At 60.1% G+C, this 23,086-nt stretch carries 22 protein-coding genes and 1 riboswitch; of the genes, 11 read left to right on the forward strand and 11 right to left on the reverse strand.

Going from position 1 to position 23,086, the window contains the following annotated elements; genetic code table 11:
• Window positions 1-16: 16 nt before the first annotated feature.
• Entirely contained in the window at window positions 17-412 is a 396-nt protein-coding gene (locus K5R88_RS18790; protein WP_223434066.1) for a DUF1090 domain-containing protein, read from the forward strand.
• 128 nt (window positions 413-540) lie between these two features.
• Here the strand turns inward: K5R88_RS18790 and K5R88_RS18795 are convergent, their stop codons facing one another.
• Window positions 541-990, reverse strand: a complete 450-nt coding sequence (locus K5R88_RS18795) for a c-type cytochrome (protein ID WP_008033302.1) — start codon at window positions 988-990, stop codon at window positions 541-543.
• Between the two features lie 128 nt (window positions 991-1,118).
• Between K5R88_RS18795 and mltA the strand changes: the two genes are divergently transcribed.
• A complete protein-coding gene (gene mltA, locus K5R88_RS18800) occupies window positions 1,119-2,303 on the forward strand; it encodes a murein transglycosylase A (protein ID WP_008045012.1) in 1,185 nt (394 codons plus the stop codon).
• Window positions 2,304-2,447: 144 nt separating this feature from the next.
• On the opposite strand, the gene K5R88_RS18805 is transcribed toward mltA, so the two are convergent.
• Window positions 2,448-2,831 (reverse strand): MAPEG family protein, encoded by a 384-nt coding sequence (locus K5R88_RS18805; protein WP_008045013.1) that lies wholly within the window; start codon window positions 2,829-2,831, stop codon window positions 2,448-2,450.
• Window positions 2,832-2,872: 41 nt separating this feature from the next.
• Entirely contained in the window at window positions 2,873-3,706 is an 834-nt protein-coding gene (locus K5R88_RS18810; protein ID WP_008033307.1) for an EamA family transporter, read from the reverse strand.
• Window positions 3,707-3,990: 284 nt separating this feature from the next.
• Between K5R88_RS18810 and K5R88_RS18815 the strand changes: the two genes are divergently transcribed.
• Together K5R88_RS18815 and K5R88_RS18820 are read left to right on the forward strand one after the other, a co-directional pair.
• Window positions 3,991-5,160: an MFS transporter gene (locus tag K5R88_RS18815; protein ID WP_008033308.1), complete on the forward strand. Its 1,170-nt coding sequence runs from the start codon at window positions 3,991-3,993 to the stop codon at window positions 5,158-5,160.
• Between the two features lie 133 nt (window positions 5,161-5,293).
• On the forward strand, window positions 5,294-6,559 hold the full coding sequence (locus K5R88_RS18820) for a cation:proton antiporter (RefSeq protein WP_207284864.1): 1,266 nt from the start codon (window positions 5,294-5,296) through the stop codon (window positions 6,557-6,559).
• On the opposite strand, the gene K5R88_RS18825 is transcribed toward K5R88_RS18820, so the two are convergent.
• Together K5R88_RS18825 and K5R88_RS18830 are read right to left on the reverse strand one after the other, a co-directional pair.
• A complete protein-coding gene (locus tag K5R88_RS18825) occupies window positions 6,560-7,441 on the reverse strand; it encodes a formate/nitrite transporter family protein (protein WP_207284865.1) in 882 nt (293 codons plus the stop codon).
• Window positions 7,442-7,637: 196 nt separating this feature from the next.
• Complete coding sequence (locus tag K5R88_RS18830; protein WP_008033312.1) at window positions 7,638-8,030, reverse strand: acyl-CoA thioesterase; 393 nt, start codon at window positions 8,028-8,030, stop codon at window positions 7,638-7,640.
• A 198-nt stretch (window positions 8,031-8,228) separates the two neighbouring features.
• A riboswitch (S-adenosyl-L-homocysteine riboswitch) is annotated at window positions 8,229-8,327 on the forward strand.
• A gap of 23 nt (window positions 8,328-8,350) precedes the next feature.
• Here K5R88_RS18830 and ahcY point away from each other — a divergent pair.
• From ahcY to K5R88_RS18850, 4 genes are all read left to right on the forward strand, one after another.
• The gene (gene ahcY, locus K5R88_RS18835; RefSeq protein ID WP_008033313.1) at window positions 8,351-9,760 is read left to right on the forward strand and encodes an adenosylhomocysteinase; all 1,410 of its coding nucleotides are present in this window, start codon (window positions 8,351-8,353) and stop codon (window positions 9,758-9,760) included.
• Between the two features lie 191 nt (window positions 9,761-9,951).
• On the forward strand, window positions 9,952-10,797 hold the full coding sequence (gene metF / locus K5R88_RS18840) for a methylenetetrahydrofolate reductase [NAD(P)H] (RefSeq protein WP_207284866.1): 846 nt from the start codon (window positions 9,952-9,954) through the stop codon (window positions 10,795-10,797).
• 196 nt (window positions 10,798-10,993) lie between these two features.
• Window positions 10,994-11,809 (forward strand): substrate-binding periplasmic protein, encoded by an 816-nt coding sequence (locus K5R88_RS18845; protein ID WP_226298183.1) that lies wholly within the window; start codon window positions 10,994-10,996, stop codon window positions 11,807-11,809.
• Window positions 11,810-12,031: 222 nt separating this feature from the next.
• Window positions 12,032-13,906 carry a DEAD/DEAH box helicase gene (locus K5R88_RS18850; protein ID WP_223434062.1) on the forward strand — a complete coding sequence of 625 codons (1,875 nt, stop codon included), beginning with the start codon at window positions 12,032-12,034 and terminating at the stop codon, window positions 13,904-13,906.
• Between the two features lie 239 nt (window positions 13,907-14,145).
• Here the strand turns inward: K5R88_RS18850 and K5R88_RS18855 are convergent, their stop codons facing one another.
• From K5R88_RS18855 to K5R88_RS18865, 3 genes are all read right to left on the reverse strand, one after another.
• Entirely contained in the window at window positions 14,146-14,742 is a 597-nt protein-coding gene (locus K5R88_RS18855) for a YceI family protein (RefSeq protein WP_008033318.1), read from the reverse strand.
• 32 nt (window positions 14,743-14,774) lie between these two features.
• On the reverse strand, window positions 14,775-15,326 hold the full coding sequence (locus K5R88_RS18860) for a cytochrome b (RefSeq protein WP_008033319.1): 552 nt from the start codon (window positions 15,324-15,326) through the stop codon (window positions 14,775-14,777).
• A 252-nt stretch (window positions 15,327-15,578) separates the two neighbouring features.
• The gene (locus K5R88_RS18865; RefSeq protein WP_192227561.1) at window positions 15,579-17,345 is read right to left on the reverse strand and encodes a flavin monoamine oxidase family protein; all 1,767 of its coding nucleotides are present in this window, start codon (window positions 17,343-17,345) and stop codon (window positions 15,579-15,581) included.
• A 223-nt stretch (window positions 17,346-17,568) separates the two neighbouring features.
• Between K5R88_RS18865 and K5R88_RS18870 the strand changes: the two genes are divergently transcribed.
• Complete coding sequence (locus K5R88_RS18870) at window positions 17,569-18,975, forward strand: adenosylmethionine--8-amino-7-oxononanoate transaminase (protein ID WP_226298184.1); 1,407 nt, start codon at window positions 17,569-17,571, stop codon at window positions 18,973-18,975.
• 140 nt (window positions 18,976-19,115) lie between these two features.
• The gene (locus K5R88_RS18875) at window positions 19,116-19,835 is read left to right on the forward strand and encodes a 16S rRNA (uracil(1498)-N(3))-methyltransferase (protein ID WP_226298185.1); all 720 of its coding nucleotides are present in this window, start codon (window positions 19,116-19,118) and stop codon (window positions 19,833-19,835) included.
• 113 nt (window positions 19,836-19,948) lie between these two features.
• On the opposite strand, the gene trhA is transcribed toward K5R88_RS18875, so the two are convergent.
• Window positions 19,949-20,566: a PAQR family membrane homeostasis protein TrhA gene (gene trhA, locus K5R88_RS18880; protein WP_008033324.1), complete on the reverse strand. Its 618-nt coding sequence runs from the start codon at window positions 20,564-20,566 to the stop codon at window positions 19,949-19,951.
• A gap of 233 nt (window positions 20,567-20,799) precedes the next feature.
• Here trhA and K5R88_RS18885 point away from each other — a divergent pair, with 233 nt between their 5' ends.
• Window positions 20,800-21,714 carry a LysR family transcriptional regulator gene (locus K5R88_RS18885; protein ID WP_008033325.1) on the forward strand — a complete coding sequence of 305 codons (915 nt, stop codon included), beginning with the start codon at window positions 20,800-20,802 and terminating at the stop codon, window positions 21,712-21,714.
• A gap of 127 nt (window positions 21,715-21,841) precedes the next feature.
• Here K5R88_RS18885 and madM read toward each other — a convergent pair whose 3' ends face one another.
• Complete coding sequence (gene madM / locus K5R88_RS18890) at window positions 21,842-22,606, reverse strand: malonate transporter subunit MadM (RefSeq protein WP_008026230.1); 765 nt, start codon at window positions 22,604-22,606, stop codon at window positions 21,842-21,844.
• A gap of 1 nt (window position 22,607) precedes the next feature.
• On the reverse strand, window positions 22,608-23,024 hold the full coding sequence (madL, locus tag K5R88_RS18895) for a malonate transporter subunit MadL (protein WP_192416726.1): 417 nt from the start codon (window positions 23,022-23,024) through the stop codon (window positions 22,608-22,610).
• Window positions 23,025-23,086: the final 62 nt, after the last annotated feature.

A 23,086-nucleotide genomic window follows, 5' to 3' on the forward strand; every position in this document is an offset into this window, starting at 1 on the left:
TGCACATGGAGCTTTTATGAAATTTCTTTCACCGCTCGCCCTGCTGACCCTTTGCAGCGTGATGGCCGCGCCACTGATGGCCGTCGAAGAGGCCCCGGGGCTGACCGGTTGTGCCGCCAAGAAACAAGGCATCATCAACCAGATCGAACTGGCCAAATCCCATGGCAACGCCGAACAGCAGGCAGGCCTGGAAACGGCACTGAGCGAAGTTACCGCGCATTGCACCGACGCTTCGCTGAAGAAGGAGCGGGAAAACAAGGTCCTCGACGCCAAGCATGAAGTCAGCCAGCGCCAGGCCGACCTCGACAAAGCCATGAAGAAAGGCGACCCCGAGAAGATCAACAAGCGCAAAGACAAACTGGCCGAGTCGCGCAAGGAACTGCAAAACGCGCTCGACGAGCTGGATAAATAAGAAAAGGTAAAGTCAGGAATTTGTAGCGTTCTTCAGGGAGCTTCGCGAGCAGGCTCGCTCCCACAGGGGAATGCAATCCTATGTGGAAGCGAGCCTGCTCGCGAAAGCGTCAGCAAGAGCGCTGCAAATCAATGATCCCGAAACTCTTTATGGCACGCACTGCAGGCATCTTCGACCTTCTGCACCGCCGGCCCCAGGTTGCTGGCCTTGTATGGCTGAACCTTGCTGGCAATCACCAATTCACCGGTGGCGGCTTCAAGGGTGCGGGCCATTTCCTGAAAGCGTGCCTGTTTCTGCCACACGTCGCCCTTGGCGCTGGTGTGATCTTCTTCGCGCACCTGCGGAAAATGCTTCCACGGTTCCTGGGACAGCGCATCGAGTTTCACCGCGCCGTCAGCGAATTTCGGGCCGTCGAATGGAATGCGGCCGCGCAACATGCCACCCAGGTCTTCGCCGGTCTTGAGCATTTGCTTGAAGATTGCCTTGCGCTGGCCCAGTGGCGAATTCGGATCGACACCGCCGCACGCGGACAAGGTCAGGCAGGCCAGCAATACAACGGAAAGTCTTTTAAGAGTCATGGTGGCTTCAGGTCACGGGAAACGGCGGCCAGTATCCTCGCGTCATCGGCAAAGACCAATAGCCCTATTATCAATACGGGTTGTTTGAGCGCATGGAGCACTCAGGCAACCGACAAAGGAATTACTCCATGAACAGCCGTTTCAAGGCATGGCGTCACCGCCTCGCCTGGACCCTCCCGATGGTGGCCGTGCTCGCAGGCTGCACCGGCGGTGACAACAACAAACCCAAGACTCACGCGCTGGCGACTTATTCCAGCGCCACCTGGGAAGCCCTGCCGACGGTGTCCGATAACGACCTGGTCGCCGGTTTCGGTTCATGGCGCAGCGCCTGCACCCGACTCAAGGCCGACCCGATCTGGGGCTCTACCTGTGCCGCTGCCACCAACGTGCCGCAAACCGCCAGTGACATTCGCGGTTTCCTCAAACAGAACCTCGACGTCTACGGCCTGCGCGCCGCCAACGACAATCCCAACGGCTTGATCACCGGTTACTACGAGCCGGTCTACCCCGGCAGCCTGACCCAAACTGCCGTGGCGAACATCCCGGTGTACGGGGTTCCAGAGGACATGATCATCGTCTCTCTGGACAGCATCTACCCGGAGCTCAAAGGCAAACGCCTGCGCGGACGGCTCGAAGGTCGCGTGCTCAAGCCTTACGACGATGCGGCAACCATCGAAACCAAAGGGGTCAAGGCGCCGGTCGTGGCGTGGCTGACCGATCCGATGAACCTGCAATTCCTGCAAATCCAGGGTTCCGGTCGCATTCAGCTCGACGATGGCCGCCAGTTGCGCATTGCGTATGCCGACCAGAACGGCCATCCGTATCGCCCCATCGGCCGCTGGCTGGTAGAGCAAGGCGAACTGAAGAAAGAAGACGTGACCATGGGCGCAATCAGCGACTGGGCCAAGGCCAATCCGGCGCGCATTCCGGAACTGCTCGGCAGCAACCCGAGCTATGTGTTCTTCACCCGCAACCCGGACAGCAATGAAGGCCCTCGCGGCTCGCTGAACGTACCGCTGACGGCGGGTTACAGCGCAGCAGTGGATCGCAAAGTGATTCCGCTGGGCAGCCTGTTGTGGTTATCCACAACGCGGCCGGACGGCACCGCGCTTGTTCGCCCGGTGGCGGCTCAAGACACTGGCGGCGCGATTGCCGGTGAAGTCCGTGCGGATTTGTTCTGGGGCACTGGCGAAGCAGCGGGGCAACTGGCTGGCGACATGAAACAGCAGGGGCAGATCTGGATGCTCTGGCCCAAAGGCGCGGCCTTGCCGCAAGTGCCTCAGGTGGCTGATGCGGTTAAAGCCAACCCTTAATTACTGTGGCGGCAGATAGATAGCTTTCGCGGGCAAGCCACGCTCCTACAGGGATCTGCGTCGATCACACAATTGTGATCGACGCAGATCCCTGTAGGAGCGTGGCTTGCCCGCGAAGGGGCCAAAATAAACACCGCAGATATGTCAGACCGAAATCACAAAGAAACTCACGATCAACCCCATCCCCACAAACCACACCAGCGACCGCAGAATCGCCCAGTCTGCCAGGTAGCAAATGATGTACAGCAGACGGCTGGTGATGAACAACACCGACAGCACATTGATCGTCACCAGCTCGGCGTTGCCGGCCAGGTGGGCCACGATCACCGCCGCCGCGAACGCCGGGGTCACTTCGAAACTGTTCAATTGCGCCGCGTAGGCGCGCCGGCCCAAACCATTCAGTGACTCGAGAAAATCCCGGGGATCATGGTTGTCTTTCAGTCCAAAACGGCCACTGATCTTGGCAATCCCCACGCAGAGATAGGGCAGGAAGAACGCAATCAAAATGCACCACAGAGCAACCGTCATATCGCAGTCCCTTTCTTCGAGTTATAAATTCCGGATTCCGGTCAAAACTTCATCACCAACATGCCGATCAGCACCAGCCCACAGGCCAAGAGCCGCGGCCGACCGAAAGGTTCTTTCAGATAGCGCATGCCAAACAGCACCACCAGAATCACGCTGATCTCGCGCAATGCCGCCGCTTCTGCAATCGACCCCAGCTGCATCGCCCACAGCACCAGAGCGTAGCTGAACAACACGCAGAACCCGACCGCCAATCCCAAGCGCCATTGTTCACGCCAGAACAGCATGAACGCCGGCCGCTTGCGCACCAACGCCAGCAGCGGAAACGGCCAGGCGCTGAGCAACGTCACCCAGACCAGGTAGTCCAGCGGATGCGACCAGCGCCGCAACGCCTGGCCATCGATAAAGGTGTAGCAGCCAATGCACAGGCCAATCAGCGCCACCACCGGCAGCATCGACCACGGCAAACGCGTACCGCCACCGCCCTGCCACAGCAGGCACAGCATGCCCAACGGGATGAGCAGAATTCCGAAGATCTGCTGATTCGTCAGCACCTCCCCGGCAAAGATCAGCGTCAAGGCCAGCACCACTAACGGCGACAAGCCACGCATCAGCGGGTACACCAAACCGAGATCACCCACTCGATAGGCCTGAATCAGCAGGTAGCGATAAAGCAATTCGAATGCGGCCGATGCGAGAATCCATGGCCAGATTTCAATCGGTGGCAGCGCCACGAACGGCAGCATCAGCGCGACAAAAAGCATCGCCACGCTGTCCATGCAGGCCACGACCAACAACCGTTCCGCACTGAATTTAATCAGGGTGTTCCACGCCGCGTGCAACAGCGCCGCCACCAACACCAACGCCGTCGCAAGCACGGCACACTCCTTTTGTTCATCATCCTCACCCTGTAGGAGCACGGCTTGCCGGCGAAGGCGTACTTCAGACCGCTTTCGCCGGCAAGCCGTGCTCCTACAGGGACGGGGGAGATTATTGATTCGCCATATGTCAGCAGCTGTTTATACTGCAAGCGACCACGCCGCACTCAGTTGCGCACAGACTAATTCCAATAATTTCTGCCATGGCCCGTTCTCCTCGAGAACGGTCGTCGGCCTGCGTATGCCTGATCACAGCGTCAAGACTACCGACAGAGACCTTGCGCATGCCACTCGCCTTGCTTGCCCTCGCTGTTGCCGCGTTCGGCATCGGCACCACTGAATTCGTCATCATGGGCTTGCTGCCCGACGTCGCTCGCGACCTCGCCGTGAGCATTCCCCACGCCGGCCTGTTGATCACCGGTTACGCCCTGGGCGTGGTGTTCGGCGCGCCTATCCTCGCGGTCGGCACCGCCAATATGCCGCGCAAAGCCACCCTGCTGGGCATGACACTGATGTTCATCCTCGGCAACGTGCTGTGCGCGTTGGCGCCAAACTACGCCACGCTGATGGCCGCGCGAGTGGTTACCGCGTTGTGCCACGGGGCGTTCTTCGGCATCGGTTCGGTGGTCGCGGCCGGTCTGGTCGCGCCGAACAAACGGGCGCAGGCGATTGCCATGATGTTCACCGGCCTGACCCTGGCCAATGTGCTCGGTGTGCCATTGGGCACCGCGCTCGGCCAATACGCCGGTTGGCGTTCGACGTTCTGGGCGGTGTCGGTGATCGGGGTGATCGCCGCAATTGCGCAGTGGGTCTGGCTGCCGAAGGACATCGCCATGGACAAGGCCAACCTCGCCAGCGAGTTCAAGGTGCTGGGCAAGGTCAATGTGCTGCTGGCCTTGGGCATGAGCGTGCTGGCGTCGACCAGCCTGTTCAGCGTGTTCACCTACATCGCACCGATCCTGCAGGACATCACCGGGGTCAGCCCGCACGGCGTGACGATTATGCTGCTGTTGTTCGGTGTCGGTTTGACGGCGGGCAGCATGCTCGGCGGCCGCCTGGCCGACAGTCGCTTGCTGCCTTCACTGGTGGGCATGGCGTTGGCGGTGGTGGTCGTGCTGGCCGCGTTCACGCAGACCAGTCACTCGGTGATTCCGGCGGCGATCACGCTGGTGTTGTGGGGGATCTTTGCCTTCGCCCTGTGCCCGATTCTGCAACTGCTGATCATTGATCAGGCGCATGAAGCACCGAACCTCGGCTCAACGTTGAACCAGAGCGCTTTCAATCTCGGTAATGCGGCGGGCGCGTGGATTGGCGGGCTGGTGGTCGCCAGCGGCGCGGACCTGGCGGACTTGCCGTGGACCGGCGCGCTGGTCAGTGGCCTGACGGTGCTGACGGCGCTTTTCTTCATTTACCTGCAACGTCGCGGTGCGGCTGCGGTCAATGTGTCCGCCTGAATAATTGCCTTCGCGGGCAAGCCTCGCTCCTACAGGATCGCGCAGATCCTGTAGGAGCGAGGCTTGCCCGCGAAGAAGCTGACTCGGTACACCCGCCTGAAAACCAATCTTTCCCCTCATCCAAGGACCCCGGATGCTTGAACTTGTCGCTGCGTTTATCTGCCTCACTTCCCTGCTCACCTACGTGAATTTCCGTTTCATCGGCCTGCCCCCGACCATCGGCGTCATGGTCACCGCGCTGATGTTTTCCCTGCTGTTGCAGGGCCTGAGCTTCCTCGGTTACCCCGGCCTCGAAGAGCGTGTGCAACAGCTGATCGGCCAGATCGATTTCGGTGATCTGCTGATGAACTGGATGCTGTCCTTTCTGCTGTTCGCCGGGGCGCTGCACGTCAATCTCAATGACCTGCGCAGCTATCGCTGGCCCATCGGCCTGCTGGCGACGTTTGGCGTATTGATCGCTACCGCCGTGATCGGCAGCCTCGCGTATTACATCTTTGCCCTGTTCGGCTGGCATGTGAGCTTTCTGTACTGCCTGTTGTTCGGCGCGCTGATTTCCCCGACCGACCCCATCGCGGTGCTCGGCGTGCTGCGGACCGCCAACGCGTCCAAACCGCTGAAAACCACGATTGTCGGCGAATCGCTGTTCAACGATGGCACCGCGGTAGTGGTGTTCACCGTGCTGTTGGGTATCGCGCAACTCGGTGAAACCCCAACCGTAGGCGCCACGGCCCTGCTGTTTGCACACGAAGCAATTGGCGGCGTGCTGTTTGGCGGGCTGATTGGCTACCTGGTGTATCTGATGATCAAGAGCATCGAGCAGCATCAGATCGAAGTCATGTTGACCCTGGCACTGGTGATCGGCGGCTCGGCCATGGCGTCGGAGCTGCATGTTTCCGCACCGATTGCGATGGTGGTCGCCGGCCTGATCATCGGCAATCTGGGGCGCAATCTGGCGATGAACGACATGACCCGAAAGTACCTGGACGGTTTCTGGGAGCTGCTCGACGACATGCTCAACGCCCTGCTGTTTGCCCTGATCGGCATGGAGCTGTTGCTGCTGCCGTTCAACTGGCTGCACGTATTGGCGGCAAGTTTGCTGGCCCTGGCCATTCTGCTCTCGCGCCTGTTGACCGTGGCACCGGCCATCCTCCTGCTGCGACGCTGGCGCACAGTGCCGCGCGGAACGATCCGGATTCTGACCTGGGGTGGTTTGCGCGGTGGTGTTTCGGTAGCGCTCGCCCTGGCGCTGCCATTGGGCCCGGAGCGTGATTTGCTGCTGAGCATCACCTACATCGTGGTGTTGTCGTCGATCCTGTTGCAGGGCTTGAGCATCGGCAAACTGGTCAAGCACGTGACCCGGGATGAGCCTGCGCCAGCGGCACAGGCCGGGCATCACTGATTACTTTTTGACCTTCTGCGGGTCGGGCTCCCGATCCGCAGACTGCTTCGGCGGCCCGCTTTCGCTGCGAATCTGCGCATGGCTCAACAGCGCAAAGATAAAGCTGCCACCGATAATGTTCCCCGCCAGCGTGGGACCTGCGAACACCAGCCAGAAATCCTTCCACGGCAACTCGCCGGCAAACACCAGATACGACACCTCGGCCGAACCGACGACGATGTGGGTGAAATCCCCCAGCGCCATGAGGTAGGTGATGAGGATAATGATCCACATCTTGGCGCTCTCCATGGACGGGATCATCCAGACCATGGTGGCGATCATCCAGCCCGACACAATGCCTTTGGCGAACATCTTGCTCGCGTCGTTCTCCATGACCTTGCGCCCGATATCGAGGAAGGCCAGGTCGGTCCTGGTGTCGAAAATCGGCAGGTGCAACATCACATACGCGACCAGCAAGGTGCCGCAAAGGTTGCCCACCAGCACCACCGACCACAGCCGCAACAACCGGCCGAAATTGTTCAGGGTGGGTTTGGTCATGACCGGCAGCACCGCCGTCAGGGTGTTCTCGGTGAACAATTGCTGGCGGGCGAGGATGACCGCAAGGAACCCGGCGCAGTAACCGAAACTGGCAATCACCTTGAAGTGTTCGTCGTCCGGCAGGCGCGAGTTGAGCAACCCCATGGCCATCAGCGACAGGCCCATGGTCAGGCCGGCGGCGAGCGCCGACCACCATAGCGCGGCGACGCTGCGTTCCAGTTCCTGATCGCCCTGGGTGCGGATGATTTCGTGCAATACAGCCGCACGTGGCGGCTGGCTTTTTTCGACGTCGTGCCGTTCTTCAGCCGAGAGGTTCGGGGTCTTGCCGTCTTTTTGCGCGTCCATAGAGCTCCGGAACCGGTGGCGTGTCATGTAGGTACGACACGCGGGGTTCGGCGCTTGTTCAGTGGCCCCACAAATGAAACCGCATTCTGTAGGAGCCGGCTTGCTGCGGGCGGCGTTCCGACGATGGGGTCGACTCGGTTTTTGCGGTGATGCTTAAGGCGCCATCGCCAGCAAGCCGGCTCCTACGGTACTCGCATTACTCGTCCTTGAACTGGTCTTTGACGTACTTGATCTCGGTCCGGCCGTGTGGGGCGGGCAGGCCGTCTTCGCCGAGGTTGACGAAGACCATCTTCTCCACCGTCAGGATGCTTTTGCGGGTGATCTTGTTGCGCACTTCGCAGGTCAGGGTGATCGAGGTGCGGCCGAACTCGGTGGCGGTGATGCCCAGTTCGATGATGTCGCCCTGGCGCGAGGCGCTGACAAAATTGATTTCGGAAATGTACTTGGTCACCACGCGCTGATTGCCCAGCTGAACGATGGCGTAGATCGCCGCTTCTTCGTCGATCCAGCGCAACAGACTGCCGCCGAACAGCGTGCCGTTGGGGTTGAGGTCTTCGGGTTTTACCCATTTGCGGGTGTGGAAATTCATATTCACTCCTGAGCGTCTTGCCGAATGATGGGTGCCATCATGGCAGAGCCCGGACTAGAGCTCTATTAAGCATCGTCTATGGTCACGATTACCGTTCGGACATTGACCGACAGAAACGCTTTGGAAGATCAGCATAGCCCGCTATAATCGCCCCCGTTTCAAAACGGTAACGTTCCATTGATACCGTTTTCCCGCCACCTGTCCGAGGGGCGCTGCAGCAGGTTCAACCTGTCAGGCTCGGATGGGGCGTTGACTGGCCACGGCCAGACACTAAACGCACAACGGCGCCCATTCGCATACATTACGAATGGAGGCTCTTCATGAGCGCTGTTATCACGCCTGCAGATTTTAACGATTACAAAGTCGCCGACATGTCCCTGGCTGCCTGGGGCCGTCGCGAAACCATCATCGCTGAATCCGAAATGCCAGCCCTGATGGGTCTGCGCCGCAAGTACGTCGGTGAGCAGCCGCTCAAAGGCGCCAAGATTCTCGGCTGCATCCACATGACCATTCAGACTGCCGTGCTGATCGAAACCCTGGTTGCCCTGGGTGCCGAAGTTCGCTGGTCGTCCTGCAACATTTTCTCGACTCAGGATCAGGCCGCTGCTGCTATCGCCGCTGCTGGCATCCCGGTTTTCGCCTGGAAAGGCGAGACTGAAGAAGAGTACGAGTGGTGCCTGGAGCAAACCATCCTGAAAGATGGCGCGCCATGGGATGCCAACATGATCCTCGACGACGGCGGCGACCTGACCCAGCTGCTGCACGACAAGTACCCACAGGTTCTGGATCGCGTTCACGGCGTGACCGAAGAAACCACCACCGGCGTTCACCGCCTGCTGGACATGCTGGCCAAGGGCGAGCTGAAAATCCCGGCCATCAACGTCAACGACTCGGTGACCAAGAGCAAGAACGACAACAAGTACGGCTGCCGTCACAGCCTGAACGACGCGATCAAGCGCGGCACCGACCACCTGCTGTCCGGCAAGCAAGCGCTGGTCATCGGTTACGGCGACGTGGGCAAGGGCTCCGCTCAGTCCCTGCGTCAGGAAGGCATGATCGTTAAAGTCTCCGAAGTCGACCCGATCTGCGCCATGCAAGCCTGCATGGACGGTTTCGAACTGGTTTCGCCGTTCATCGACGGTATCAACACCGGTACCGAAGCAAGCATCGACAAAGCGCTGCTGGGCAAGATCGACCTGATCGTGACCACCACCGGTAACGTCAATGTTTGCGACTCGAACATGCTCAAAGCCCTGAAGAAGCGCGCTGTTGTCTGCAACATCGGCCACTTCGACAACGAAATCGACACCGCTTTCATGCGCAAGAACTGGGCATGGGAAGAAGTGAAGCCACAGGTTCACAAAATCCACCGTACCGGTCCTGGCGCATTCGATGCCCAGAACGACGACTACCTGATCCTGCTGGCCGAAGGCCGTCTGGTTAACCTGGGTAACGCCACCGGTCACCCAAGCCGCATCATGGACGGTTCGTTCGCCAACCAGGTTCTGGCGCAGATCTTCCTGTTCGGCCAGAAGTACGCCGACCTGTCGCCAGCCCAGAAAGCCGAGCGCCTGACTGTTGAAGTACTGCCGAAGAAACTCGACGAAGAAGTGGCCCTGGAAATGGTCCGCGGTTTCGGCGGCGTCGTGACTCAACTGACCAAGACCCAGGCCGACTACATCGGCGTGACTGTCGAAGGTCCGTTCAAGCCGCACGCTTACCGCTACTGATTCGACCTGCTGTCCGCTCCCCATGGGAGCGGACTTAAGCAGAAACCACGCTCCCCTGTAGGAGCGAAGCTTGCTCGCGAAAGCATCACCGCGTTGTTTCTGAAGCACCGTGTTGTTGCTTTCGCGAGCAAGCTTCGCTCCTACAGTAAACGTGGCGACTGCAAGGCTTACGCGTTTCCAAGGATATGACCATGTCCCAAGACCGTCGCTACAGCTTCGAGTTCTTCCCTACGAAGACCGACGCTGGGCATGAAAAGCTGCTCGCCACTGCTCGTCAGCTGGCCACGTACAACCCCGATTTCTTCTCCTGCACCTATGGCGCTGGCGGTTCGACCCGTGATCGAACCCTCAACACCGTGTTGCAGCTCGAAAGCGAAGTCAAAGTCCCTGCCGCACCGCATCTGTCCTGCGTAGGCGACAGCAAGGACGACTTGCGCGGCCTGCTGGCGCAATACAAGGCTGCCGGCATCAAGCGCATCGTTGCCCTGCGCGGTGACCTGCCTTCGGGCATGGGCATGGCCAGCGGCGAAATGCGCCACGCCAACGACCTGGTCGAATTCATTCGTGAAGAGACCGGTGATCATTTCCACATCGAAGTCGCCGCTTACCCGGAAATGCATCCGCAAGCGCGCAATTTCGAAGACGATCTGACCAATTTCGTGCGCAAAGCCAACGCTGGCGCCGACAGCGCGATCACCCAGTACTTCTTCAACGCCGACAGCTATTTCTACTTCGTCGAGCGTGTACGGGCGATGGGCGTGAACATCCCGATCGTGCCGGGCATCATGCCGATCACCAACTACAGCAAGCTGGCGCGCTTCTCCGATGCCTGCGGTGCGGAAATCCCGCGCTGGATCCGCAAGCAACTGGAAGCCTACGGCGACGACACCCAGAGCATTCAAGGCTTTGGTGAACAAGTCATCACCGAAATGTGCGAACGCCTGCTGCAAGGTGGCGCGCCAGGGCTGCACTTCTACACACTGAACCAGGCTGAAGCGAGTCTGGCGGTGTGGAACAACCTGAAGTTGCCGCGCTGATAAACGTTTAAAGCAAGATCAAAAGATCGCAGCCTTCGGCCACTCCTACATTCGGGCATGTTTAATCCCTGTAGGAGCGGTCGAAGGCTGCGATTTTTTGCTTTCTACGTACTTTTATTGTGATGCAACACACGGAGATAGAGCATCTGCAGTCGGTTTCTGGCTCTTTCCCGTTTCTCGTCGTAATCTCAAGCCCATGCCTTTGATCCCACAGTTAATTGCCGTGCTGGTTTTCACTTGCCTGAGCTTCGCCGCTCGGGGCGAGAAGCTACGCATTGTCACTGAACCGTGGGCGCCTTATGTCTACGAGGAAAATGGCAAATCACTGGGCCTGGACTACGAAACCACGGCCATCGTCTTCAAGCGCCTGGGGATCGAGGTCGAGTGGCAGTTCCTGCCGTGGAAACGCTGCCTGTCGATGCTTGAAACCGGCCAGGCCGATGGCGCGCTGGACATTTTTCACAGCGACGAGCGCGAGGCGACCCTGCTCTACCCCAGCGAACCGCTCTCGGAAGTCCAGTTCGTGCTGTTCTATGCCAACGAACGCCCGCATCCGTTTCGCACCCTCGACGATCTGAAAGGCCTGACGATAGGCACCTCGCCGGGCTATCTGTACAGCCCGGACTTCCGTGAATCGACGCTGTTCACGCGCGAACCGGCACCCACCCATGAAGCCAACTTCGGCAAACTGGTGCGCGGCAGGATCGACCTGCTGATCACCGACCGCCGGGTGGGCCAGCATTTGCTAGACGAATTGAATATCCGCGACCAGATCAGCGAAAACCCGACCGTCATCAGCCAGCAGAGCCAGTTTCTGGCGGTGCGCCGCAACGCGGGCATGGATTTGCTCGTGCAGCGCTTCGGCGCCGAGCTCAAACGATTCAAGCGCGAACCCGCGTACGCCGAACTGAGCGCCCGTTATGGCGCCGATCCGGCTACCAGCACGAAAACTGCCGGGGCCACCGCTGCCCGCGAAAAAACCGTTGAGCAGCAGGAAAGCGGCGCGCAGTGATTGCTCTGTTATACTCCGGCCTTCCCGCCAGGCTCACGCCCGGACGCTCGGACTTGTTCAAGGCATCTCGACCCCGCTACAGCGCAGCTTTTCAGCCCGCGCGAGCGCTCCAGACGAGCCTTCGAGGCCCAGCAGGACCGGACGGGATTGCGTCCTCTTAAACGCCATTCGCGCCAGGCAAGACTCCCATTGGGCCAAGCCCTAACTAAAACAGGATTACTCATGTCCTTTGCTTCCCTCGGTCTCTCCGAGGCTTTAGTCCGCGCCATCGAGGCAGCGGGCTATACCGAGCCTACTCCGGTGCAACAGCGGGCCATTCCCGCCGTGTTGCAAGGTCGCGACCTGATGGTTGCGGCTCAGACAGGTACTGGCAAAACCGGTGGCTTCGCCCTTCCGATCCTGGAGCGGTTGTTCCCTAACGGTCACCCGGACAAATCCCAGCGTCATGGCCCGCGCCAACCGCGCGTACTGGTCCTGACCCCTACCCGCGAACTCGCGGCTCAAGTACACGAGAGCTTCAAGGTCTATGCCCGTGACCTGAAGTTCGTCAGCGCCTGCATCTTCGGCGGCGTCGGCATGAACCCACAGGTTCAGGCCATGTCCCGTGGCGTTGACGTGCTGGTGGCCTGCCCTGGCCGCCTGCTCGACCTCGCCGGCCAAGGCAGCGTCGATTTGTCACACGTGGAAATCCTCGTGCTGGACGAAGCCGACCGCATGCTCGACATGGGCTTTGTCCATGACGTGAAGAAGGTCCTGGCCCGCCTCCCGGCCAAGCGTCAGAACCTGCTGTTCTCGGCGACGTTCTCCAAGGACATCACCGACCTCGCCGGCAAGCTGCTGCACAACCCGGAACGCATCGAAGTGACGCCGCCGAACACCACGGTCGAGCGTATCGAGCAACGGGTTTTCCGCCTGCCAGCCAACCACAAGCGTTCGCTGCTGGCGCACCTGATCACCGCGGGCGCCTGGGAACAGGTGCTGGTGTTCACTCGCACCAAGCACGGCGCCAACCGCCTGGCCGAGTACCTGGATAAACATGGCCTCAGCGCTGTCGCCATCCACGGTAACAAGAGCCAGAACGCGCGCACCAAAGCCCTGGCCGACTTCAAGGCCGGCGAAGTGCGCATCCTGGTCGCTACCGACATCGCCGCACGCGGCCTCGACATCGACCAGTTGCCACACGTGGTCAACTTCGAACTGCCGAACGTCGACGAAGATTACGTGCACCGTATCGGCCGTACTGGCCGTGCCGGTCGTTCGGGCGAGGCGATCTCGCTGGTGGCTCCGGACGAAGAAAAACTGCTGAAAAGCATCGAACGCATGACCAAGCAGAAAATCGCCGACGGCGACCTGATGGGCTTCGATTCCAGCGCCGTGGAAGCCGAGAAGCCGGAAGTGCGCGAGCGTCCGGATGTGCGTAACCCGCGCAACCCACGTGGCCCGCGCGGCGACGGTCCGAACGGCAGCGGCGGTGGTGGCGGTCGTAAAGACAAGGGCAAGGACAAGGGCGGCAAGGAAAAACCGGCGGCCAGCGGCCGTGGCGAGCGCCCGGCACGTGAGCAGAAACCACGCGAAGGCACGCCTGCCCGCGAGCAACAGCGCCCGGCGCCACGCGCTGCCGCTGATCGCGCTCCGGACGAGTTCCTGGACGACGATATCGATAACTTCGGTAACCGCGTCGACTACGTGCCTCAAGCCAAACCGGCCCAGGGCCGTGGCCGCCGTCCGGGTGCTCCGGCACAAGGCACGGCCGCTGGCGCAGGTGCTCCACGCACCGGCGGCAAGCCTCAGGGTCGCCAAAGCGGTCCACGCAGCAGCGACGGCGCCTCCACTGGCACGCCGCCAGCCAAGCGCAGCGGTCCACGCAACGGCGCGCCACGTGACGGTCAGGCCCGTCGCGAAGAAGGCCGCAACCGTCGCCCGGCACGTGACGAGCAGTCACGCTCGGAACCGGCTGTGCAAAACCCGCGTGGCCCGGCTCCGAAGATCATTCACAAGGAGTCGAAAACCGATCGTTTCCCGACACCTGAACAGCTTGATCAATTGCCAGGCCGTCCGCGCGGTGAAAAGCCAGCGTTGCTGACTCGCAACCGCTGAGTTTTACCCAGCCATGAAAAATGCCCCTGATCTCACGATCCGGGGCATTTTTTTTCTGCTCTTCGTAGGAGCGAGGCTTGCCCGCGAAGGGATCAACCGGATTTCTGTGGTGAGGCCGCTGGCGCTTTCGCGGGCAAGCCTCGCTCCTACAGGATTCGTGGTGCGACGCAGATTACGCTTGGCAATAAAAAACGCCCTCGATCGCGAGATCGGGGGCGTTTTTGTGTCAGGCGCGAAAATTACTTCGCTTTGACACCTTCAAACGTTACGTACAACTCAACCGCGTCGGACGCTGGGCCCAGGTCTTTCTGCTTGCCGAAATCGGAACGCTTGAGGTTGGTGGTGCCTTCGAAGCCGGCACGGTAGCCGCCCCATGGATCCTTGCCTTCACCCAGGAAAGTCGCCTTGACCACGACTGGCTTGGTCACGCCAGCGATGGTCAGATCACCCGCCACGTCCGCAGTGTCTTTGCCAGCGGCGTTTTTGCCGGTGGATTTGACGCTGGTGGAAACGAAGGTGGCTTTAGCGAATTTGCTCGCGTTCAGGAAGTCACCGCTGGCGATGTGCTTGTCACGTTCGGCGTTGTTGGTGAAGACGCTGGCGGTGTTCACATTGAACTCGATCTTGGCGTCTTCAGGCTTGGCAGCGTCGAAGCTGAACTTGCCGTCGATATCCTTGAAGGTACCGGTGATGAAGCTGTAGCCCAGGTGGCTGATCTTGAAGTCAACGAAGGCGTGCTGGCCTTCCTTGTCGACGACATAATCAGCTGCCATTACGTTACCGGCGGACAGCAGAGCGGAACCGATTGCCAGAGCGGCGAGGGTCTTTTTCAACATGCTTTCTATTCCTTTGGAGTCGAGGTTGAACTTCAGGCTTTGCGACCCAGCATTCGAGTAAGGGTCGCATCACGATCGATAAAGTGGTGCTTCAATGCTGCCAACGCATGGAGACCGGAAAAAATTACCAGCACCCATGCCAGATACAGATGAATCTCACCGGCGGTGTCTGCCTGGTCCGGTAGTCCGGAAACCAGTGCAGGAACTTCGAACAGGCCAAACACCGGAATCCCGACACCATCTGCGGTGGAAATCAGGTAACCGGCAATCATCACAGCAAACAGACCCAGGTACAGGAACGAATGGCCAAACTTCGCGCCCATGCGCGTCAGCCGGCCATAGCTTTCCAGCGTTGGCGGTGGTGGGCTGATAAAGCGCCACAGCACCCGAAGCACCATCACGGCCAGCAACACCAGGCCAATGCTCTTGTGCAGCTCCGGCGCATCTTTGCGCCAGGTGCTGTAGTAGTCGAGATCGACCATCCACAGGCCCAGTGCAAACAGACCGAAGACCGCCAGCGCCACGCCCCAGTGCATGAAGATGCTGACCCAACCGTAGCGGGAAGAAGAGTTACGTAGCTGCATGCCCAAATCCTGTGAGAATTGCGACCAAGACTATCGAGTTATCTATCGAATTAAAGCGGAAAATTTCGCTTTGAAATATCGAGAAATACGATCAAGAGTCTGAAATCGGTGAGTTAAGGAAAGATTAACGACCAATGTGTGAAAAAAAATGACGTCCAGATCAAGAACACCAATGCCATGAGATTTATTCAATTCTTTTCTTCGGGCATAAAAAAACGCGGCATTTACGCCGCGTTTCTTTAATCCAGACGCTTACTGCGCTTTGGTATCGGCTACCGGTGTCGCAGCAGGTTTGGCTGCTGGTTTCTTCGCCGCTTCAGCTTTCTTTGCCGCCGGTTTCGCCGGGGCCTTTTTGGTTTCGGCAGCAGGCTTTTTCGCCGGCGCCTTGGCCGCAGCCTTCTTGGCCGGCTCGGCTTTCACCGGTGCGGCAGGTTTCGGCGCTTCCACTGGCGCCGGGGCCGGGGCTGCTACTGGAGCCGGTGCCGGGGCTGGCGGTGTGACGGGCTCTGGCGCTTTCACGGGTTCCGGCTTCTTGTCGTCGTCCGAAGAACCACCGAACAGGTTGCTGAAGAAGTTGCCTTTCTTCGCCGCCACTGCGCCGGCTGCAGCAGCAGTCGCTGCCGGGACAACCTTCGCCGGTTCAAACGACTTGCCGGCCGCCAGGTCTTCAACCTGACCGGCTGCACGCTGACCGGTGCGCAACGCGCCTTCCAGAGTGCCCGGGTACAAGGTGTCGGTGTGTTCGCCAGCAAACGCTACGCGTTGCAGCGGACGTTCCCACAGGCGCCAGAACTTGCTGATCTGGCCCGGACCGAAGGCCAGGTAAGCGCCGCCCATCGACGGGTCGGTGCTGTAGCGACGGATTTCATAACCGGTGAACGAACCGCGCGCCTGTGGATAAAACGTGTGCAAGCGAATCAGCACCTGATCGGCCATCTGCTTGTCGCCGAAGGCCTGCATCACTCGTGCGTTGTCGCCGGACAGGTTGATCACCACGTTGGCGCCACCCTTCAGCGCCGGCTCGACCCACAACATGCCCAGGCCGGTGTTGCTGTAGATCTCGCCGGACATGCGCGCCTTGCTTTCCCAGACCGGCGTCTTGAACTTCAGCATGATCTGGTCGCGCCAACCGTAGTTGGTGCCTTTGATCGCGCCCATGTGTTGGGCATCCAGCGCCGGGGTCATCACGATTTTGTTGAGGGCGCGCAATGGCACCGCGACCACGACGTAGTCAGCCTGATAGCCGACGCTGCCGACCTTGACGGTCACGCCGTCCTTGTCCTGGGTGATGGACGAGACCGGGGAACTGGTCTTGATGGTTTTCAGTTGTTTGACGAAGGCTTGTGCCAGCACCGGGCTGCCGCCCAGCAGGCGCGAAGCGCGCAGGTCACGGTCGGACACGCCACGGTAAACCCGGCTCTGTTGTGCGTAGTACAGCAACGACAGGCGCGAAGGTTCGTCATAACGGGTACGGATTTGCTGATTGATCAATTGGCGAGCCGTGGCTGGCAACGTCAAACGGTCGAGCCAGTTGGAGACGTTGATCTGATCCAGGGCATGCAGCGCGCTGGTCGCGGCAGGGTTCAGCGGGTCTTCGATCGAGCGTGCCAGGTCGTCCAGGGTCTTCTCGTAACGCTTGAGCGCGTCAGCGGTGGCCGGCTCTTTGGTGGCCAGGTCAGCGGCGGTGTAATACACGCCGTCGATCAGGTAGCTCGGCGTGCGCACGAATTCAGGGGCCGGCGTGGTGCTCAGCTTGAAGGTCGATACGTACTTGTTCAAAACCGGCTGAGTCTTGTCGTTGCCGATCCATTCGCTGGTGGCCATGCCGGAACGACCGCCCAGGGTCGGCTTGGCTTCCAGCAGGGTGACCTGCCAGCCTTTGTTCTGCAGTTCGTACGCCGCCGTCAGGCCCGAGAGCCCGCCGCCGATCACGATCGCCGTTTTATCCTTGGCCAGCGCAGACACGCTGAACAGCCCCAACATCACCAGCGCACAGGCGCGCAGCCAACCAGCAGACATTCAGCGAACTCCGGAAATACACGTAGAAAAAAGCGGTTTTGCGAGTCAGACGACTCAAAGAACCGCGAAGAATACGTTAGCCATCAAAGGCCCGCCAGCGACGTCTATCGCCCTATACAAAGTAGCTCATTCGACACAATGGGTTGTCCCGATGCCACGCATTGCATAGGCTTGCGCGATTGTATGTCCGCGCCTGTCGCGGACCGCCTCGAGGAGACTGGAAATGGGCCTGAATAATCAGTGGATGCAACGCGATCTCGCCGTGTTGTGGCATCCCTGCACCCAGATGAAAGACCACGAACAGCTGCCGCTGATCCCGATCAAGCGCGGTGAAGGCGTGTGGCTGGAAGACTTCGAAGGCAAACGCTACCTCGACGCCGTCAGCTCCTGGTGGGTCAACGTGTTCGGCCACGCCAACCCGCGCATCAACCAGCGCATCAAGGATCAGGTCGATCAGCTGGAACATGTGATCCTCGCCGGTTTCAGCCATCAGCCGGTGATCGAGTTGTCCGAGCGTCTGGTGAAGATGACGCCGGAAGGCCTGACCCGATGCTTCTACGCCGATAACGGTTCGTCCTGCATCGAAGTCGCGCTGAAAATGAGCTTTCACTACTGGCTCAACCGCGGCCAGCCGAACAAGAAGCGCTTCGTCACCCTGACCAACAGCTACCACGGCGAAACCATGGCGGCGATGTCGGTGGGCGATGTGCCGCTGTTCACCGAAACCTACAAGGCGTTGCTGCTGGACACCATCAAGGTGCCGAGCCCCGATTGTTACCTGCGCCCTGAAGGCATGGGCTGGGAAGAACACTCGCGGAACATGTTCGCCGCGATGGAACAGACCCTGGCCGAAAACCACGACACCGTCGCGGCGGTGATCGTCGAGCCGCTGATCCAGGGCGCCGGCGGCATGCGCATGTATCACCCGGTTTACCTGAAACTGCTGCGCGAAGCCTGCGACCGTTATGGCGTGCACCTGATCCACGACGAAATCGCCGTCGGCTTCGGCCGCACCGGAACGATGTTCGCCTGCGAACAGGCCGGCATCCGCCCGGATTTCCTCTGCCTGTCCAAGGCCCTGACCGGCGGTTACCTGCCGCTGGCGGCGTGCGTGACGACGGAAGACGTCTACAGCGCGTTCTACGACGACTACCCGACCTTGCGCGCGTTCCTGCATTCGCACAGCTACACCGGCAATCCGCTGGCGTGCGCGGCGGCGTTGGCGACGCTGGATATCTTCGAAGAAGACAACGTGATCGAGAACAACAAGGCGCTGGCCAAGCGCATGGCCTCCTCCACCGCGCACCTGGCCGATCACCCGAACGTCTCGGAAGTGCGTCAGACCGGTATGGTGCTGGCCATCGAGATGGTCAAGGACAAGGCGACCAAAGAAGCTTATCCGTGGCAGGAACGTCGTGGCTTGAAGGTGTTCCAGCACGCGCTGGAACGCGGTGCTTTACTTCGACCGCTGGGCAGCGTGGTGTATTTCCTGCCGCCGTACGTGATCACCCCGGAGCAGATCGACTTTCTGGCGCAAGTGGCCAGTGAAGGGATCGACATTGCGACACGCAACAGTGTGAGCGTGTCGGTGCCGCAGGATTTCCACCCCGGTTTCCGTGATCCGGGTTGATTGATCACACACAGCGATCAATGTGGGAGCGAGCCTGCTCGCGATACAGACGCCGAGGTCTTTCTGATCATCCTCGGTGATGCTATCGCGAGCAGGCTCGCTCCCACAAAGACGACCAACACCTTTTTCAGAGAACCCGCATGAGACTGTCCCGCTTCTTTATCGACGCCCCCCTGAGCACTGGCGAGCACGAGTTGCCCGAGGCCCAGGCCCATTACATCAGCCGCGTGCTGCGCATGGCCGAGGGTGATGCGTTGCAACTGTTCGACGGTTCGGGTCATGAGTTTCGCGCGACACTGGTCGAGGTCGGCAAGAAGCGCGTCGTGGTGCAGATCGACGAAAGCTTCGCCGGGCAAATCGAATCGCCGCTACAGATCCATCTCGGCCAGGGCCTGTCCCGTGGTGAGCGGATGGACTGGGCGATTCAGAAAGCCACCGAACTGGGCGTGAGCGAAATCACCCCGATCTTCAGCGACCGCTGTGAAGTCCGCTTGAAGGACGAGCGCGCCGACAAGCGCCTGATGCACTGGCGCCAGGTGGCAATCAGCGCGTGCGAGCAATGCGGGCGTTCACGGGTGCCGGTGATTCACCCGCCGGTGTTGTTGGCGGACTGGTTGAAGCAGACTGAGGCGGAGTTGAAGCTGGTGCTGCATCCGGTGGCTGAGCCGTTGGTGAGTCATGCCAAACCTTCAAGTCTGGCATTCCTGATCGGTCCGGAGGGAGGTTTGTCCGATGCCGAAGTCGATCAGGCCAAGGCCAGCGGCTTCCAGGCCGCCCGCCTCGGCCCGCGGGTGTTGCGCACCGAGACTGCGCCAGTGGTTGCACTGGCGGTTGCCCAGCAACTTTGGGGTGATTTCTAGGCCGCCATCGCTAGCAGGCTAGCTCCCACATTGAATTTTGGGTGTTCACCAGTTTCATGTTCACTGGAGATTTCTGTGGGAGCTAGCCTGCTAGCGATTGGCCGCGACGCGGTTTACAGGACGTAAAACATAATCGCCACAAAGTGCAGCAAACTCCCCGCGATCACGAACAAATGCCAGATCCCGTGCGCATGCCGCAACCGATGATCCAGGGCAAAAAAGATAATCCCCACGGTGTACAAAATCCCGCCCGACGCCAGCCAGGCAAACCCGGCCGTGCCCAGCGCCGCCAATAGCGGCTTGACCGCCACCAGCACGATCCAGCCCATCACCGCGTAAATCACGATCGACAGGATCCGCGCTTCCGAACGCGGCTTGATCTCCTGAAGGATGCCGATCAACGCCAGCCCCCAGACAATCCCGAACAACGTCCAGCCCCACGGCCCGCGCAGGGTCACCAGGCAAAATGGTGTGTAGCTGCCGGCAATCAACAGGTAGATCGAAAAGTGATCGACCTTCTGCATGATCGCTTTCTTGCGCCCGCGCACGCTGTGGTAAACGGTCGATGCGCTGTAGAGCACCATCAAGGTAAACCCGTAAATCGCAACGCTTACGATCTTCCACGGGCTGCCGTCCATGCCGGCAATTACCAGCATCCACACCACCCCAACCGTCGCCGCCACCGCCCCGACCAGATGCGTCCAGGCGTTCAATCTTTCCCCGTGGTACATGTGTTGCTCACCTCACAATCCAATGCAGCGTTGCGCAAGGCTCAGGCCTCAAGCGTAAAAGCGCAACTCTTCAGTACACCCTCGCACCCTGTAGGAGCCGGCTTGCCGGCGATTGGCCCTCAAGCGTTACGATAATTTCAAGGCCGCCATCGCCAGCAAGCTGGCTCCTACAAAGGTCTGCGCCGTCTTGAGGAATTGGGCACAATCGAGCCATTCGAATAAGAGTCACGCCCATGCTGATCGATGAAGAGTTGACCCTGAAAAAACTCGAGGTGTTCCTCGCCTTCATGCGCACCGGCAATCTGGCTCGCGCCGCTGCCGAATTGCAGACCAGCAACGTCAGTGTGCACCGGGCGATCCACTCCCTGGAAAGCGCCCTGCGCTGCCCGCTGTTCAAGCACGAAGGCCGTAACCTGACGCCGCTGGAAAGCGCCTACGTGCTGGAAGAACGGGCGCAAAAGCTGATTCAGGACGTGGTCGAAACCGTGCGCCTGACCCGCGAAGCCGCCGGCTTCTCGGCTGAGCGCTTCAAGCTGGGCTCGTTGTATTCGTTGACGGTGAAGACCGTGCCGCAACTGATCATGGGCCTGAAAATCCGCCGCAGCGAACTCAACATCGACCTGATCCTCGGCTCGAATTTCGACCTGTTGTACAAGCTCAAGAACATGGAAGTCGACGCGATCCTGGTGTCTTTGGACGAGAGCGTGAACGACCCGGATTGCGAGCAGATCCCGCTGTTTTCCGATGACATTTTCCTGGCCACCCCGGCGGACTCGAAGTTTGCCCAACGCACGGAAGTCGATCTGGCCGAAGTCCGCGACGAGACGTTCATTACCCTGACCCAAGGCTTCGCCACGCACCAGGATGGCAATCGGGTGTTCAAACAGGCGGGGTTCGAGCCGAAGGTGGCGATGCAGGTCAACGACATCTTCACCCTGCTGAGCATGGTCAGTTCGGGGGTGGGTTATGCGTTGCTGCCAGGAAGGATTGCAGCGGTGTATGAGAACCGGGTGAAACTGATTCCGTTGCAGGAAAAGTATCGGTTGCAGCAGCACATCGGCGTGGTGTTTTTGAAGGCCAAGGAGCGCGACCCGAATTTGCTGGCGCTGCTGGCGGAGTGTCGGATGTATGCCAATCGCCAGGCTTAAGACCACGTCGCACCCTTCGCGAGCAAGTCGGATCGCCGCACCGCTCGCTCCTACAGGGATATGCAGTCTCTGTAGGAGCGAGGCTTGCCCGCGAAGACGTCAGAACAATCAGCGATGAATCATCGGCCTAACCAACAATCCCGCGAACAATGAAATACAACAACGATGGCCCAAGCAAACACCCAAGCCCGGTGTGGAACGTCGCCGTCAACGCGCCATAAGGCACCAACCGCCGATCCGTCGCCGCCAACCCGGCGGTCACACCGCTGACCGTACCGGCCAACCCGCCAAACACCATCGCCGAGCGCGGGTTATCCAACCCCATCCAGCGCGCTGCCATCGGCGTGCCGACCATCACCAGAATCGCCTTGATCAACCCGGTGGCAATCGACAATGCGACCACATCGGAACTGGCACCAATCGCCGCGCCAGTCACCGGGCCGACGATGTACGTCACCGCGCCCGCACCGATGGTGGTCATGCTTATTGCATCGCGATAACCAAACACCCAGGCAATGCTCGCCCCGACAATGAACGGCAACACCGTGCCCAGCAACAGCGCAATCACGCCGATCATCCCGGCCTTTTTCGCTTCAGTGGCCTGCACTTCGAACGCCGTGGCGACGATGGCAAAGTCGCGCAGCATCGCGCCGCCCATCAAACCGATACCCGAGAACAGTGTCAGGTCCGCCAGGCCTTTTTGCCCGCCGGTCATGGTGCCGCCGACCCACGCCAGGACCAGGCCGATGACAATGGCAATCGCCGAGCCATGAATCCGCCCGAACGTCAGGCGTTTGGACAACACCACCGACACCCACATGATCACGCCAACGAACGCGAACGCCGTGACCAGACCGTTAGTTGCCAAGCCCTTCTCGATGACTTCCAACATATCAGCGGCCTCCTACTGGCGTGCCAATGGGCGTGAGTTCCGCAGGTTCATCAGGCAACGGTTCGCCTTTGTGGGTCCGGCTGATCAGGGCAATGGTGCAACCGCAGAGCACCACCGAACCGATGGCCGCGAGCACCGCCACCGGGCCGCCGTGCAACGCGGTCACGACGTTCTGTTGCGCCGCCATCGCCACCACCACCGGAATGTACATGGCGCCCCAGAAGCCGACGCCCATCTCGCAATCCTTGGTCATGCCGCCGCGCTTTTGCATCCACAACCGCGCGCAGATCAGCAGGATCATCGCGATCCCGACCCCGCCCACATTGGATTTGACGCCCAGCAATACGCCCAGCGCATCGCCCAGAATCACCCCTGCCAGCGTACAGATCGCCAACAGCGCCACACCGTAAATAATCATTGTTGTAGTCCTCAAAGTGCATCGTCGAATGTTGTTTTTGTTGTTCGAAGGCCTGAGTCGGA

Origin of the sequence: Pseudomonas sp. MM213, assembly GCF_020423045.1 — a bacterium.
GTDB lineage: Bacteria > Pseudomonadota > Gammaproteobacteria > Pseudomonadales > Pseudomonadaceae > Aquipseudomonas > Aquipseudomonas migulae.

Coding starts and splice junctions, on each gene's coding strand:
- K5R88_RS18790 (WP_223434066.1), top strand. CDS start 17: ATGAAATTTCTTTCACCGCTCGCCCTGCTGACCCTTTGCAGCGTGATG.
- K5R88_RS18795 (WP_008033302.1), bottom strand. CDS start 990: ATGACTCTTAAAAGACTTTCCGTTGTATTGCTGGCCTGCCTGACCTTG.
- mltA (WP_008045012.1), top strand. CDS start 1,119: ATGAACAGCCGTTTCAAGGCATGGCGTCACCGCCTCGCCTGGACCCTC.
- K5R88_RS18805 (WP_008045013.1), bottom strand. CDS start 2,831: ATGACGGTTGCTCTGTGGTGCATTTTGATTGCGTTCTTCCTGCCCTAT.
- K5R88_RS18815 (WP_008033308.1), top strand. CDS start 3,991: ATGCCACTCGCCTTGCTTGCCCTCGCTGTTGCCGCGTTCGGCATCGGC.
- K5R88_RS18820 (WP_207284864.1), top strand. CDS start 5,294: ATGCTTGAACTTGTCGCTGCGTTTATCTGCCTCACTTCCCTGCTCACC.
- K5R88_RS18825 (WP_207284865.1), bottom strand. CDS start 7,441: ATGGACGCGCAAAAAGACGGCAAGACCCCGAACCTCTCGGCTGAAGAA.
- K5R88_RS18830 (WP_008033312.1), bottom strand. CDS start 8,030: ATGAATTTCCACACCCGCAAATGGGTAAAACCCGAAGACCTCAACCCC.
- ahcY (WP_008033313.1), top strand. CDS start 8,351: ATGAGCGCTGTTATCACGCCTGCAGATTTTAACGATTACAAAGTCGCC.
- metF (WP_207284866.1), top strand. CDS start 9,952: ATGTCCCAAGACCGTCGCTACAGCTTCGAGTTCTTCCCTACGAAGACC.
- K5R88_RS18845 (WP_226298183.1), top strand. CDS start 10,994: ATGCCTTTGATCCCACAGTTAATTGCCGTGCTGGTTTTCACTTGCCTG.
- K5R88_RS18850 (WP_223434062.1), top strand. CDS start 12,032: ATGTCCTTTGCTTCCCTCGGTCTCTCCGAGGCTTTAGTCCGCGCCATC.
- K5R88_RS18855 (WP_008033318.1), bottom strand. CDS start 14,742: ATGTTGAAAAAGACCCTCGCCGCTCTGGCAATCGGTTCCGCTCTGCTG.
- K5R88_RS18860 (WP_008033319.1), bottom strand. CDS start 15,326: ATGCAGCTACGTAACTCTTCTTCCCGCTACGGTTGGGTCAGCATCTTC.
- K5R88_RS18865 (WP_192227561.1), bottom strand. CDS start 17,345: ATGTCTGCTGGTTGGCTGCGCGCCTGTGCGCTGGTGATGTTGGGGCTG.
- K5R88_RS18870 (WP_226298184.1), top strand. CDS start 17,569: ATGGGCCTGAATAATCAGTGGATGCAACGCGATCTCGCCGTGTTGTGG.
- K5R88_RS18875 (WP_226298185.1), top strand. CDS start 19,116: ATGAGACTGTCCCGCTTCTTTATCGACGCCCCCCTGAGCACTGGCGAG.
- trhA (WP_008033324.1), bottom strand. CDS start 20,566: ATGTACCACGGGGAAAGATTGAACGCCTGGACGCATCTGGTCGGGGCG.
- K5R88_RS18885 (WP_008033325.1), top strand. CDS start 20,800: ATGCTGATCGATGAAGAGTTGACCCTGAAAAAACTCGAGGTGTTCCTC.
- madM (WP_008026230.1), bottom strand. CDS start 22,606: ATGTTGGAAGTCATCGAGAAGGGCTTGGCAACTAACGGTCTGGTCACG.
- madL (WP_192416726.1), bottom strand. CDS start 23,024: ATGATTATTTACGGTGTGGCGCTGTTGGCGATCTGTACGCTGGCAGGG.